This is a genomic window from Mesorhizobium sp. GW821-FHT04C10 (assembly GCF_059420305.1).
In genome coordinates this window covers 6241655-6256069 of sequence record NZ_JBWKTL010000001.1, presented here as the reverse complement: position 1 = coordinate 6256069, position 14415 = coordinate 6241655, and the positions used below count along the sequence as shown (strand labels likewise).

The window sequence follows — 14415 nt, the reverse complement described above, 5'->3', positions numbered from 1 at the left end:
AAGGAAGACATCAATGACACTGAGTTTCGATCCGGCCACAATCGCTATTCCCAGGGGCCATCATATCGGCGGGCAGTACATTGAACTGCCTGGCGTGGAGATCGAGGTTCTTCGCCCTTCCGATCTCCAACCCATGGGGTTGATCACCGATGGCGGCGAGGCAGCGGTGCAGCAAGCCGTCGATGCCGCGAAGAAGGCGCTGGCGCAGAGTCGCTGGGCGAAGATCGCGCCACGCGATCGCGCCGCCGTGCTCATGCGTTTTGCTGCGCTGATCGAAGAGAACGCGACCTATCTCGGACAGCTGGAAGCGATGGGATCGAGCCGGCTGATCTCGATGACGATTGCTCGCGACGCGGTACGTACCGCCGGCGTCGTGCGCTACTACGCCGAGTTCTGCGACAAGATCGAGGGCACGGTCACAGCGACCGAGGCGAATGCGCTGAGCATCGTCAAGCATGAGCCCTATGGCATTGTCGGCGCGATCGTTCCGTGGAACTTCCCGATGATCACCGCGGCCTGGAAATTCGCCCCGGCGCTGGCCGCCGGCAATGCGGTGGTGATGAAGACGTCGGAACTGACGCCGCACAGCCTTTTGGCGTTGGCGGAGCTTGCCGCCAGGGCCGGCATTCCCGCCGGCCTGTTCAATGTCGTCAACGGCTATGGTCATACGACCGGTGCGGCGATCGTGCGCCATCCCGACATCCTGAAAATCTCCTTCACCGGCTCGACGCAGACCGGTGCCGCGATCATGACGCTCGCGGCCCAGTCCGGCATCAAGCCCGTCACGCTCGAACTCGGCGGCAAAAGCCCGCAGCTGGTGCTGGCCGATGCCGGCGACATCGATGTGGTGGCCGGCCGCGTCGCGGCGGCGTTCATGGACAATGCGGGCCAGGTCTGCACGGCCGGTTCGCGGCTGATCGTCGAGGACAAGATCGCGGATCAACTTCTCGAACGCGTCATCGCCCGGACCAAGGCGATCAAGGCGGGACCGACCTGGGACGAGACGACCACCTTCGCGCCGATCATCAGCCGCAAGCAGCTTGAGCGCATCGATACGATGGTGCGCGCCAGCATCAGCGAAGGCGCCTCGGTCGTCACCGGCGGCACGGTGCTGGAAGGACGCAACGAAGGCAGTTTTTTCGCGCCGACGATCCTCGAAAACGTCGCCGACGACAATATCGGCTTCAAGGACGAGTTCTTTGGTCCGGTGCTAACGGTGCGCACCTTTGCCGATCTTGAGGAAGGCCTCGCCCTGGCGGCGCATCCGGTCTACGGGCTCGCCGCCAGCGTCCACACCACGGATTTGAAGAAGGCGCTCAAGGCGGCGGATTCGATCGAGGCCGGCATGGTCTGGATCAACCAGCACGGGCGCGGACCGGAGTTCACCTATCCGGCCGGCGGCTACAAGGGCTCCGGCTTCGGCAAGGACATGGGTCGTGCCGGCATCGAGGCGTTCCTGCGCCAGAAAGCCATCTGGGCCAATTACGGCTGAGCGAGCGCAAGCACATGCAATTCGACTACATCATTGTCGGCGGCGGCTCGGCGGGTGCCGTGCTCGCCAGCCGTCTCTCGGAGAACGGCACGAAGCAAGTCGCGCTTTTCGAAGCCGGGCCCGACACGCCGCCGGATGACGTTCCGGAGGTGATCGCCGACAGCTATCCCGGCCTGTCCTATTTCGACCCGAAATACCATTGGACCGAACTGCGCGTCTTCAACCGCTCGCCCAAGCAGAATGCGCAAGTGGTCAAGACGGCCAAACTCGAACAGGCCAAGGTGATGGGCGGCGGCTCCAGCATCAACGGCCAGTTCGCGGTGCGCGGCATGCCGCACGACTATGACGAATGGGAAGGTCTCGGCCTGCCCGGCTGGGGATGGGACAGCATGCTGCCCTACCTCAAGAAGCTCGAACGCGATCTCGATTTCGATGGCGAGCTTCACAACAAGACCGGGCGGATTCCGATCCGCCGCGTCTTTCCGCAGGACTGGGCCGGATTCACCAGATCCGTCCTCAAAGTGACGGAAAGCGAATACCCCTACCGGCCGGACTACAATGGCAGTTTCGAGGACGGCTCGTTCCCGCTGCCGCTGTCGAACGAGAACGACCGCCGCGTCTCGACCGCGATCGGCTATCTCGACGCCGAGGCGCGCGCCCGCAAGAACCTGCACATCTTCGCCAATGCCTTTGTCGAGAGACTGGTGACCAAGGGGACGCGCATCACCGGTGTCGAGGTCACGATCGCCGGCCGCACGAAGATCCATAGCGCCAACGAGACGATCGTTTCGGCTGGCGCCCTGCATTCGCCGGCCATCCTGCTGCGCGCCGGCATCGGTCCGGCGGCGCAGCTGAAGCGGCTGGGCATCGACGTGGTCGCCGACCGCCCCGGTGTCGGCGAGAACCTGACCGATCATCCGCATCTGGCCGTCGGCGCGCATTTCAAGAAATCCGCGCGGCTCAAGCCCGGTCAGCGGCGCCACATATTTCTGGGCGTCAGATACTCTTCGAACCATGCCAACTGTCACCCCGGCGACATGCTGCTGATGCCCGTCAACCGCGCCGGCTGGCACCCGCTCGGCAAGGCGATGGGCGCGCTCAATGTCTGCGTCAACAAATCCTATTCGCGCGGCACCGTGACGTTGAAGTCCGCGGTGCAGACCGATGAGCCGATCGTCGATCTGAACATGGCCTCCGACGGCCGCGACCTGATGCGCCTTGTCGACGGCTTCAAGCGCATCTGCAAGATCATGCAGTCGCCCGGCGTCCAGCAGCACGTCAACACCTGGTTCCTGGCCGGCTACAGCGACGAGGCGCGTGCGCTCAGCGTCCGCAAGCCGTCGAACTGGATCAAGACCGCAACCGCGGCCTACCTCTTCGACTACGCGCCGTTCTTCCGCGAAACCTTGCTCAAGCGCAAGTTCGGCACCACCGACCGCATCCAGGCGATGCTCGGCAATGAGGAGCTGATCGCCGATTGGGTCAAGCAATCCGTCTGGTCGGGCTGGCATGTCTCCGGCACCTGCAAGATGGGCGCCGACAGCGATCCGTTGGCGGTGCTGGATGCCGAATGCCGCGTGCGCGGCGTGCAGGGCCTGCGCGTCGTCGATGCCTCGATCATGCCGACGATCGTCGCGGCCAACACCAACATCACCACCATCGCCATCGCTGAAAAAGCGGCGGACCTGATTTTGAATTCCCGACAATAGCAAAGGACCTCAAGGCTATGCGCAAGAACAAGGTGAAGGACATCTGGGCCGCCGGCGGCGAAGTCGTGACGGGCTGGCTCGGCATTCCGTCGTCGATCTCGGCGGAATTGATGGCCCAGCAAGGCTGGGACGCGCTGACCGTCGACCTCCAGCATGGCGCGACCGACTATGTCGACGCCGTGCCGATGCTGCAGGCGATCTCGACGACGGATACGACGCCGATGGTGCGCGTGCCGTGGAATGATCCGGCGATCATCGGCAAGGTGCTCGATGCCGGCGCCTATGGCGTGATCTGCCCGATGGTCAACACCGCCGAGGAAGCGGATGCCTTCGTCAAGGCCTGCCGCTATTTCCCCAAGGGCGGCCGCAGCGTAGGCCCGCTGCGCGCCTCGCTCTATGCCGGGGCGGATTATTTCCAGCACGCCAACGACACCATCATCACCATGGCGATGATCGAGAGCGACCAGGCCGTGAAGAACCTGGAAGACATTCTGAAGACCCCGAACCTCGACGCCATCTTCGTCGGTCCGTCGGACCTTGCCGTCACCATGGGCGAGGCGCCCGGTTTCGATCCGCGCTATCCCTCGGTTTACGAGGCGATCGAATACATCGCCGCCAAGTGCAAGGAAGCCGGCGTCATTCCGGGCATCCATTGCGGCTCGGTCGCCTATGGCGTCGACATGCGCAAGATGGGCTACCGCTTCATGGCCTATCTCTCCGACTTCCGCATGCTGCAGCAGATGGTGGCGCGGTCGCTGCCGGCCTTCCGCGCCGGCACGCCGAGCGCGATCGCGCCCTGATCGGCACATCCGGATCGATCGCCATGACATCGACAAGCACGTCGCGCGGCAAGGTGACGGTCATCGGCGCCGGCATCATCGGCGTCTGCACCGCGAACTATTTGCTCGAGCAGGGTTTTGCCGTCGAGGTGGTCGATCCGGCCTTGCCCGGATCGGAGGAGCAGTGCTCCTTCGGCAATGCCGGCGGCATCTGCCCGGGATCCTGCATCCCGAACTCGATGCCGGGTGTGCTTCGCAACGTGCCGAAATGGCTGATGGATCCGGAAGGTCCGCTGATCGTGCGGCTCGCCTATCTGCCGCACGCGCTGCCCTGGCTGTTGCGCTTCCTCGCCGCCAGCCGCAGACCGCGCGTCGAGGAGATATCAGCGGCGATGCGCTCGCTGCACCGCTACACATTCGAGTGCTACGAGCCGCTGATCACGGCCGCCGGCTGCGAGGATCTCCTGCAGAAGCGCGGCCAGCTTTTCGTCCACGAAACGGCCGATGGTCCGTCGAAGGGTGCCTATGGCCTCGGGCTGCGGCGTGAGCACGGCGTCAAGGTGGACATTCTCGATGCCGACGAAATCCGCCAGCTCGAACCGGCCCTGGCACCGATCTTCAAGAGCGCGGTCTATTTGCCCGAACAGGGGCAGTGCCCCAATCCTGGCCGGCTTGTCGCCAGGCTTGCCGAACACGCGGCACGACAGGGTGCACGGTTTGTCAGGGCGAAAGTCATCGGCTTCGACATGGGGGCCAGCGGCCCTTCGGCTGTGCGACTTGAAGGTGGCGATCGCATGCCAGTTGAGACCGTGGTGATTTGCGCCGGCGCCTGGTCGGGCGAACTTGCCCGCAAGCTTGGCGACCGGATCCCGCTTGAGAGCGAGCGCGGCTACCACATCATGGTCAAGGGCGCCGATACCGGCCTGCGCATCCAGACCATCTCGGCCGACCGCAAGTTCGTCGCCTCGCCGATGGAAGATGGCCTGCGGATCGCCGGCAATGTCGAGTTTGCCGGCTTGAAGGCGCCCGCGAACATGAACCGGGCGGATGTTCTCCTGAAGCAGGCGAGACCCATGTTCAGGAAATTGGAGGTCGGCGAGGTTGCGCGCTGGATGGGTCATCGGCCGGGAACCCCCGACAGCATTCCGGTTATCGACCGGGCGTCGCGGGCGAAGAACGTCATCTACGCCTTCGGCCATGGCCATCAGGGTCTGATCGGAGGTGCTGTCACCGGCAAGATCGTGTCGCAACTTGCCGCCGGTTTGCCGCCGGCGATCGATCTGACACCTTTCCGGGCGGATAGGTTCTGATTCCGGATGCGTGATGCGGCCTCACCGAGAGGTCGTGCGCCATTGTAACTCGGCGATCAGCCCCTGCCGGTCGGATCGATTCCGGAACCTGAGGATCGCTCCCAGTCGCGCCGCTGCCATTGTTGCGATCGTAAGACCAAGCCCGGTGCCGGAAGCGCTTTTGTTGCGTCCTCGATAGAACCGCTCGATGATGCGTGGCAGCTCATCGTCATCCACGCCTGGCCCCTCATCGGAGATCGCCACGCCATTTCGGTCAGGCAGCGCATACCACGTAATGCGTCCCGCATTCGCCATATGCTCGAGCGCGTTTTCATTCAGGTTGCGAAGCACGAGTTTGAGGTCGTCGGGATCACCGTTTAGGGTTACGGCGTCGAGAGCATCATCGATCACGACCGACACGAGATCGGATTTGGGCATCGATCCGACGATGTCGCGCAGGACGCTGCCTATATTGCATATCGCGCCTGCGGAGGGCGGCGGCGCCGCTTCGAGCGCTGCGAGCGCCAGCAATTGACGAACGATTCGGCTGGTGCGGTCGACAGACGTGACGATATGACGAAGCGCCTGTTCGCGGCCGGGCCCATCAGGGGTTGCAAGCGCCACCTGTGCCTGGGTCTTCAAGCCCGCCAGGGGAGTGCGAAGCTCATGCGCGGCAAACGCCGTGATTTCCCGCTCATGACGCCGGGCCGCCTCGACCTTGGAGAATAGTTCGTTCAAAGCGGATGTCAGCGGTTTAATCTCTTCCGGCGGATCGCGTGGAGAAAGCGGTCGCATATCCTCGCCATCCCGCTTGGCGATCTCATCGGTGACCGCCTTCAGAGGCGCCAGCCCCCGCGCCAGCGCAAGCCAGATCAAAATCCCGAGGATCGGGGCGATCAGCAGGGCAGGCCCGATCAGGCCGACGAGGATGTCGCGCACCAGCCGGTCGCGTAGCCCGATCCGGTCCCCGACGGCGACCCTTACGCCCTTGGTATGATCGACGATGGTGTAGACCCGCCAAAGCTCACCGCTGACGGTCCTGTCCGCATAACCCTCCTGGTCCTCTGCCAGACTTTGATCCGGGGCGCCGCTCGATCGGGCGACGAGGTGGCCGTCAAGTGACCAGATTTGGCAGGAGAGCTGACGTTCGTATGCGCCGTCCTCAAGGGCCGGCAGCGTCGAGGATGCGTTGACATTGCCGCTCGCCACCATGGAATGAACCATGCGAGCGGCTTCCTGAAGTCGGGTGTCGAGAACATGCTCCAGCTCCGACCGGCTGCCCAGCCCGATCCAGACAACGGCGCAGAGCCATATGACCATTCAGCAGAGCGATCTCCATAGCGAAAGCGTATAGAGCGCATTTGAAAAATGTATTACCTCCAAGGTCCTGATTGCCCGATAGTCCCTCGCGGGTTCCACTGAACTCAGCGTGCACACGGCTCAACGCCCGGCACTAAGGGAGGAAAAATTGACGACATTCGCAACCATGTTGCGATCGCTTGCCGCTGTCGCAACGATCGCCAGCTTCAGTCCGGCATTTGCCGGTGGCGTGGATGAGCTGCCCAAGAACATCCAGGACGAACTTTACAACAAGGACATGATGGATCCAATGCAGCCGCTCGCGGAGAGTGCGTATCGCGATTGGAAGCCAAAGAAGGGTCCGCCGTGGACGATCGGCTATGCGAGCTCATATGCGGGCAATACGTGGCGCGCTGACGTGATGAAACGTCTGCAGGAGGAGCTCATTCCGAAATGGAAGAAGCTCGGCCTCGTCAAGGACGTGATCATTACCCAGTCGAACCTGAACGACTCCACGCAGATCCAGCAGATGCGGCAGCTTGTTGACCAGGGCGTCGACGCAATCATTGTCTGCTGCTCCAATCCGACCTCGCTGAACCAGACCGTTGAATACGCTCACCAGCGTGACATACCGGTGTTTTCGGCCACCGGGTATCTGACATCTCCATATGCTGTGAACGCCTCCGCGAATTTCGTGGTGGGTGGCAGCATGCTCGGCGAATGGATGGCCAAGCAGATCAATGGCAAGGGCAACGTCCTTGTTGTCGAAGGCATTCCCGGCGCTTCGGCATCGGATTCCCAGAACGTTGGCGTGCTGAAGGCTCTGGCGAAATACCCCGACATCAAAGTGGTGGGTCAAGTCGCCGGCATGTGGACCGACCAGGTTGCCCAGTCCGAGATCCAGAAATGGCTGGCCACCAATCCGGGCGATCTGAACGGCATCATCATCCAGTCGGCGTCTGAACTGGGTGCCTTGCGCGCTCTGCAACAGAGTGGACGCGACATGGTGCCGTTCTCGATCGGCGGCGAAATCGGTGCGCTTTGCTATTGGCGCAACAACAAGGATTTCGTCAGTCAGGCGGTCCAGGCATGGCCCCCAGGTGATGATTTTGAGTTCGCATGGAACATCATGATGCGCACTCTTCAGGGACAGGGGCCGAAGGTCCAGTCCATCCTCACGAAGCCGCAGACGCTCAGTTACGAGCAGCTGGAAAAGGCCGTCCCGGCCGACTGCAGCGAAGACTCTGACGGCTGGTACAACGTCGGCGCCCAGAACTGGGCAGGCAAGGATTACCTGGACCAGTTTTTCCTGCGCCCGGCTGATCCCGAGGCCTTCAAGGCGCAGTGACCGCCACTGGTCTGGCCACCCCTTCGACGCCGACGGGGTGGCATTTCCTTCATTCCATGCAAGTCTAGCCGACCAACGTCGGCCAACTGGACCTATGATGTCGTACCCCACGGTTGAACTCTCATCGGTCAGGAAGACCTTCGGGCCGACGGTAGCGCTCGGCGGGTGCAACCTGACGGCGTATGCGGGCGAGGTTCACGCGATCATTGGTGGTAATGGCTCGGGCAAAAGCACGCTCGCGAAGGTTATTTCCGGCGTTCTGATTCCCGACAGCGGCCAGGTTTCAATCCTTGGAAAGTCGGCAACGTCTCCACACGAAGCGCGCCAGCTGGGCATCTCCAATGTTTTTCAGGAGGTGCTTGTTGCAGATGAATGCTCGGTACTGGACAATCTTTACCTAGGCGCGGACAGCCTGTTGGGTTCATCCATGAACCGGGAGGAAAAGGAGGCCAAGGCAGCCGCGCTGATGCGCGAGCTCCTCGGCTTCGACATCGACCTCTCCGGCCTCGTGGGCGAACTGCCCCTGAGCGTCAAACAGTGGGTCACGATCGCCAGGGCTCTGCTGACCGATCCCAAGGTCCTGATCCTCGATGAGTCGTCCGCCGCGCTCGACTTCGATTCCACGGAGAGGCTGTTCCGCAAGATGCGGCAGCTGAAGCAAAGGGGGGCGAGCATTCTGATCGTCACCCACCGTATCGCCGAGCTGGTGCGTATTGCAGACCGCGCGACGGTCCTGCGCGACGGCGTGGATGTCGGCAAGCTGGCCAAAGAGGAGATCACCGAGTCCAGGATTCTTGAGCTGATTGCCGGTGCCGAGCGCAGCGGGACCAGCCGTGATCAGTCTTTGCCGACGCGCCTTGGCGACCGACCGGTCCTGCGCGCGACTGACCTTCGGGTCTGGTCAGACGCTGCAGCTGTCAATTTCACGGTGTACCCTGGCGAGGTCATCGGGATCACCGGCCTGGACGGGCAAGGGCAGGCGGATTTCGTAAGGTGCATCGCCGGCATCCAGTCTCCGATTGCCGGCCGGCTGGTGGTGGTTAATGACGGCAAGGCCAGCGAGGTTACTGATCTCGCATCGGCGCGACGAAACAACATCAGCTACGTGAGCGGCGATCGCAAGAAAGAAGGCATCTTCGCCAATCTGAGCATATACGAAAATCTGCTGCTCCCGGTGTATCGCGAGTTCCGGTCCGGCGGTGTGCTGAACTTCATCAACCGGACCAAGCTGACGCCGGTTTTCGAGTGGGAGTCCAGCAAACTGGCCGTCAAGATGGGAAGCCCCCAGAACCTGATCACATCGCTGTCCGGCGGCAACCAGCAGAAGGTGCTGATTGCGAGGGCCTTTGCCGAAAAGCCGGTAGTTTTGGTGCTCAACGATCCGGCCCGCGGCATCGACGTCGGGGCCAAGCTGGACCTTTACCGCAACCTCAAGGAATTCGCGGCCCGCGGCAACGCGGTGGTGTTCCTATCCAGCGAGCTCGAAGAATTCCTGAACCTGTGCACGCGGGTTCACGTGTTTCGCAATGGCGCGATTTCGGCTGATTTTGAGCCGCCGTTCGACGGACACGTCATCCTCAATGCCATGTTCGGTCGCCGCGCAACGGCGCGGTTGCCCGGGGAGGCCGCCAACGAGAATGACCCGGACAACCCGATGCCGGTCGCAGATAGCCACAGTCCGAGACTTGAGCAGGGCCGGCCGGTGCCGAGGTCTGTGACCCTGCTGAACCAGGAGGTGAACCATATGGCGGCAACACCATCTTTCGTGCTGAGTTGTCCGGATATTGCGCCGGGGCGCGTTATCCCTGACCGGTTCGCCGAAGACAACCGCCTCTCGCCCAGGTTGGTTTGGTCAGGTCCTCCGGAAGGCACGCGCAGCTTCGCGTTGGCCATCACCGATCCTGATCTGCCAGAAGCATTTAATTTCCCCCGCTCGTTTGCACACTGGCTGGTGGCAAACATTCCGGCGGAACTTAGGGAACTGCCGGAAGGGGCGAGCGGGAGTCTGGGAATGCCGCACGGCGCTGTCGAGTTCAACAGCGACTTCGTGACATTCAAGATCCCGGGATTTGGCAAGGGATACGGCGGACCTTGGCCGCCGGACCGAGCGCACCGGTATTTCTTCACGCTCTATGCGCTGAAGGTGGACAAAGTCGAGTTGCCGGCCGAAGCCGATTTCGCGGTATTTGCGGCTGCAGTGATGCCGGTTGCGATCGATGCAGCGTCGTTCGTGGCAGTTTACGGGCCCGCAAAGAAGTCACTACCCGGTTAGGAACGGGTCAGGAATTCCCCAATCAGGAGGATCATATGAGTAGATATGGAAGCAGGAGCAGCTTTGATCTGGAATGGATCGAGCGATGGGCCAGGAAGGTCAACGATGACCGTATCCTGCCGGTTGTCGGCCGTTTTTTTACGAGCAAATTCGTCCTGGGTTTCGATGACACCGAGTATCTGGTGGATGTTCGGGGAGGCAAAATTCAGAAGATTGCACAGGGTCTCACCCCCAATGACATGGGCGTGGAGTTTTGGCTCAAGGCTCCGAGCAGCGCCTGGTCGAAGTTTGCCCAGGAAGTCCCGCCGCCGATGTTCAACGACATCTGGGCGATGGCGCATCCGCTGCACAAGCAGCTGATTATTGAGGGCAATTCGCTCCCCTTCTGGCAGAATCTGCGGGCGCTGACGCGTATGCTCTCGCTGATGCGACAAGTTTAACGGCAGCGCAGGAGAGTTGTCATGAATACACACGATCCGATTGTCGGGCGTTACGTTTATGTCCAGTGCGAAGGCAAAACGTATCGCACCTACTACGAGGAGCACGGCGAAGGCATTCCGATGGTCTGCCTGCATACCGCCGGCACTGACGGGCGCCAGTACCGGCATCAGCTGTGCGATCCCGATATCAGCCAGAATTTCCGTGTCATCGCCTTCGACATGCCTTGGCATGGCAAATCGATCCCGCCGGCAGACTTCCATCTGATGGAAGACGAATACAAACTCACGACCAAATTCTATTGTGAGTTCATCGTGGCGTTCTGCCGGGCGCTGGATCTGCGCAAGCCGGTCCTGATGGGCCAGTCAATGGGCGGCAACATCTGCCTGGCACTGGCACTGCGCTATGAAAGCGAGTTTTCTGCCTTCATCGCTCTTGAAGCCTGCGACTATTCGCCGGGATGGTGGATCGATCCGCTGCACCACCCCCACATCCATGGTGGCGAAGTGGTCGCGACCTCGGTGTTCGGTCTGATGGCGCCGCTCTCTCCCGACGATTATCGGTGGGAAACCTGGTGGTACTACGCGCAGGGCGGCCCGGGCATTTTCAAGGGCGACCTTTATTTCTACAGCGTCGATTCGGATTTCCGCGACCAGTGCCAGAAAATCTCGGGGAAGGTGCCGATCTACTTCCTGACTGGCGAGTACGATTTCGCCTGTACGCCGGAAATGACCCAGCGTACCGCCGAAAAGGTCAAGAATTCCGAATGCATCATCTTTGGCGGCGGTCACTTCCCGACGTCGGAAGACCCGGCGAAATTCAAGGAGGTCATCTCTCCCGTGCTGAAGAAAATCCTCAATGCGGATCCGGAAAGGCGCGGTCAAGGCGGCAATGCCCTGTCGGGGCGGAGCATTTCTGAAAGCCGGTCATCGTCTCGCAACGAGCGGCCCAACGAGGGCCGGAAGGTCATTGAGTTCTAGGTTGCGTTAGCAACGAAAGACAAATGGTAATGTCGCAGTCCAGGGCCTCCCAAAACACCTACCTGCTGGTCCCGATCCTGCTGATCGCGCTGCTCCTGAGCACTGCGGTCATCAGGGGGCCGAACCTCGTATCGTTATCGGGATTCGGCAGCGCGATCATCGTGTCGGCGCCCCTGATACTGGCGACATTCTCCCTTATGGCCCTGGCTGTGGCGGGACGCGGCACTGTCGACTTGGCAGTCGGGCCGCTGCTCGCTTTCATCAATGTCACGATCGTCAAGCTCAACGGGCTTGGCATCGTGACGGGTCCCTTTGGTGTCATTCTGGTCGCCCTTGGGATCGGCGTGCTCTACCAGCTCTTTTTCGCCCTCATCATCATATTCGTGCGTGTCCAGCCGATCATTGTAGCGCTGAGTGGCTTTCTGGCCCTGACCGGCATCAACCTCGTCATCCTCCCGAGACCTGGCGGCACCGCGCCTGACTGGATGTCGTCATGGGGCCTCGGCAACACCATCTTTTCACCGGTCCTTCTGATCGTGTTGCTGGCTATCGCGGCATGGTTGCTGTTCACCATGACCTCGTTCTACGCAAACCTGCGTCTGATGGGTTACGATGAGCGCGCGGCCTACACCAGCGGCGTGCGCATCAACGTGGTTCGGATCGGTGCTCATGTCATCGCCGGTCTCTTCGTCGGCCTCGGCGCGATCTGCTATACCGCGCTGATTTCCTCCGGAGATCCGACGCAGGGCACCACCATGACGCTGACGGCGGTGACCGCCCTCGTGCTCGGGGGCGTCAGCCTGTCCGGCGGGCGCGGTGGCGTGGCGGGTGGGCTGCTCGGCGCGCTCAACCTCTTCCTGATCGGCTATGTGCTCGCCACGTTCAATTTCGGCTCGACGCAAGCGTTTGTGACGCAGCTTTTCTATGGGCTGATCCTCGTTCTCTCGCTGCTGCTGACCCTGCTCGTCCCAGTTATCGGGCGATACCTTTATTTCATTTCGCCCTTCGCGGCATTTGTCGTCCTGGGCTGCGTGGTTCTCGGGATCATGCTGTATGTCAGCACCCGCGATACCTATGGCGTGGCGACTGTGGCCAGTGATGCCTTGAAGACCAATCCGGACGTGTTGACCCGCTATTTGCTGCTGCCCCCGCAACCGGGAAGCGGAGCCGCTTTGCCCGACCTTTCCCCGCTTCAAAAGGCTGTCTTTGGCTTCGCCGCGATACTGGCCGTGCTGACCTTTACGGTCCGTGTGGTCGTGTCTGAAGCCGTATCGGTGCGCCTCGGCGCGTTCATCTATGTGTTCGTCTCGGCACTCATCCTGCTCCTGTTTCTGGTCGTCGGCGAGCAAAGCCATGCGGCCGGCATTTTGGCGGCAGGACAATTTGTGGGGATCACGACATGACCCAGACGTTTGGCGACGGCAGCCGCAGTGGCGGCCTGTTTGTTCCGCGATCACGCGCTTTGGTGTGGCTTAACCTGGCGGTCACGTTCGTAGTTGCCGCGATCAGCTTTGGCTTGGGATTCTGGCAGGGAATCAGCGCCCAGGTTGTCATTCTCTACACGGTCGTGCTGGCCGCGGTGCTTTTCTGGCTGATCAACTACATAGCGGTCATATTTGAGCCGCGGCCTTCGTCACTGGACTCGGAGCGCGCGCCCGCCGCTGCCGGCGGCGTCTGGGCCGGTAACCGGGTTCTGATCATCACCATGTCGGTGATGTTGATTGTGTACCTGCTGATCACCGCTACGGTCCCGTCCTTCAGAAGCCTTGGCAACCTGATCGCCTTCCTTTTGCTGGAAGCGATCCTGGTCTTCGCGTTCAAGGTCAGCAACCGTTTCGCTCACGGCCGGAGTGCGTTTATCGGGCTGATTGTCCTGCTGGCGCTGATTGTGATCAGCTCCTTCACGATCAACGGGTTTCTCTCCGCTCCCAATATCAAGGCGATTCTGCTGTTTGCCGCTTTCCTGGGTATCGCCTGTGTTGGCCAAACGCTGGTTGCGCTGCTGGGCGGCTTGGACCTGTCGATCCCATTTGTCATCGGGTCTTCGAATATCGGGCTGCTCTTCCTGATCGGGCTCGGCGTGCCATCGTGGCTGGCAGTCGTCTTTGTGCTGATCATCGGCGCCACTCTGGGTTTCCTCAACGGCGTCCTGTCATACAGGCTGCAGGGCCAGGCTTTGATCCTGACGCTCGGCATGGGCTTTGCGATTGCAGGTCTGGTCCAGATCCTGACCAGCATCGGATCGTCATTTGGCGGCAATGTTTTTGGGACAGTGCCCAAATGGCTCCAGAACCTCGCTGCCATGAATGGTCGTACCTTCGGTTTGGCCGTTCCGCCGACAATCCTCCTGTGGATCGTCATTGCGATCATCGTCATTGTCGGACTGCGGTATTCCGCCTTTGGCAGGTATATTTATGCTCTTGGCGGCAATCGCCGTTCCGCCAAGCTCATCGGTGTATCCGAGTTCAAATACTGGACCGTGGCCTACACCATAAGCGGCTTCTCGGCCGCGCTGACAGGATGCCTGCTGCTGGGATGGAGCGGCGGCGGATTCATCGGGGTCGGTGACCAGTATCTTTTCACAACCCTGGCTGCTGTGGTGATCGGCGGAACCTCGCTCATGGGCGGGTACGGTGGCTATGGCTACACGGTGATCGGGGTTCTCGTCCTGCAAGTCCTGAGTGCCTTCCTGATCGGCATCGGGCTCAAATACGAATGGCAACAGTTCATTTTCGGTCTTCTGATCCTGCCGATGGTCGCGCTCTACGGCCGCGCCCCAGACATCAGAGCCCAAGTTTAGGGAAAGCCC

At 61.3% G+C, this 14415-nt stretch carries 11 protein-coding genes; 10 read left to right on the top strand and 1 reads right to left on the bottom strand.

Features of this window, described 5'->3' with window-relative positions:
• Nucleotides 1-13 precede the first annotated feature (13 nt).
• From AC07UC_RS30075 to AC07UC_RS30060, 4 genes are read left to right on the top strand one after another with little or no spacing between them, the layout of a single operon-like run.
• Nucleotides 14-1492: an aldehyde dehydrogenase family protein gene (locus AC07UC_RS30075; protein WP_494908384.1), complete on the top strand. Its 1479-nt coding sequence runs from the start codon at nucleotides 14-16 to the stop codon at nucleotides 1490-1492.
• A gap of 14 nt (nucleotides 1493-1506) precedes the next feature.
• Nucleotides 1507-3201, top strand: a complete 1695-nt coding sequence (locus AC07UC_RS30070) for a GMC family oxidoreductase (protein ID WP_494908383.1) — start codon at nucleotides 1507-1509, stop codon at nucleotides 3199-3201.
• Nucleotides 3202-3218: 17 nt separating this feature from the next.
• Nucleotides 3219-4001: an HpcH/HpaI aldolase family protein gene (locus tag AC07UC_RS30065; RefSeq protein WP_056565140.1), complete on the top strand. Its 783-nt coding sequence runs from the start codon at nucleotides 3219-3221 to the stop codon at nucleotides 3999-4001.
• Nucleotides 4002-4024: 23 nt separating this feature from the next.
• The gene (locus tag AC07UC_RS30060; RefSeq protein WP_494908382.1) at nucleotides 4025-5290 is read left to right on the top strand and encodes an NAD(P)/FAD-dependent oxidoreductase; all 1266 of its coding nucleotides are present in this window, start codon (nucleotides 4025-4027) and stop codon (nucleotides 5288-5290) included.
• A gap of 21 nt (nucleotides 5291-5311) precedes the next feature.
• Here the strand turns inward: AC07UC_RS30060 and AC07UC_RS30055 are convergent, their stop codons facing one another.
• On the bottom strand, nucleotides 5312-6589 hold the full coding sequence (locus tag AC07UC_RS30055; RefSeq protein ID WP_494908381.1) for a sensor histidine kinase: 1278 nt from the start codon (nucleotides 6587-6589) through the stop codon (nucleotides 5312-5314).
• A 166-nt stretch (nucleotides 6590-6755) separates the two neighbouring features.
• Between AC07UC_RS30055 and AC07UC_RS30050 the strand changes: the two genes are divergently transcribed.
• The 6 genes from AC07UC_RS30050 to AC07UC_RS30025 all read left to right on the top strand — a co-directional run bounded on the left by AC07UC_RS30050 (nucleotide 6756) and on the right by AC07UC_RS30025 (nucleotide 14406).
• Entirely contained in the window at nucleotides 6756-7916 is a 1161-nt protein-coding gene (locus AC07UC_RS30050; RefSeq protein ID WP_494909009.1) for an ABC transporter substrate-binding protein, read from the top strand.
• Nucleotides 7917-8013: 97 nt separating this feature from the next.
• Complete coding sequence (locus tag AC07UC_RS30045) at nucleotides 8014-10188, top strand: YbhB/YbcL family Raf kinase inhibitor-like protein (RefSeq protein ID WP_181180076.1); 2175 nt, start codon at nucleotides 8014-8016, stop codon at nucleotides 10186-10188.
• A gap of 35 nt (nucleotides 10189-10223) precedes the next feature.
• Nucleotides 10224-10628 carry a hypothetical protein gene (locus tag AC07UC_RS30040; protein WP_140775079.1) on the top strand — a complete coding sequence of 135 codons (405 nt, stop codon included), beginning with the start codon at nucleotides 10224-10226 and terminating at the stop codon, nucleotides 10626-10628.
• Nucleotides 10629-10649: 21 nt separating this feature from the next.
• Entirely contained in the window at nucleotides 10650-11606 is a 957-nt protein-coding gene (locus AC07UC_RS30035; protein ID WP_494908380.1) for an alpha/beta fold hydrolase, read from the top strand.
• Between the two features lie 29 nt (nucleotides 11607-11635).
• Nucleotides 11636-13009, top strand: coding sequence for an ABC transporter permease (locus AC07UC_RS30030; RefSeq protein WP_494908379.1), 1374 nt, complete (start codon nucleotides 11636-11638; stop codon nucleotides 13007-13009).
• A complete protein-coding gene (locus AC07UC_RS30025) occupies nucleotides 13006-14406 on the top strand; it encodes an ABC transporter permease (RefSeq protein WP_494908378.1) in 1401 nt (466 codons plus the stop codon). The genes AC07UC_RS30030 and AC07UC_RS30025 overlap by 4 nt, the downstream gene beginning before the upstream one ends.
• Nucleotides 14407-14415: the final 9 nt, after the last annotated feature.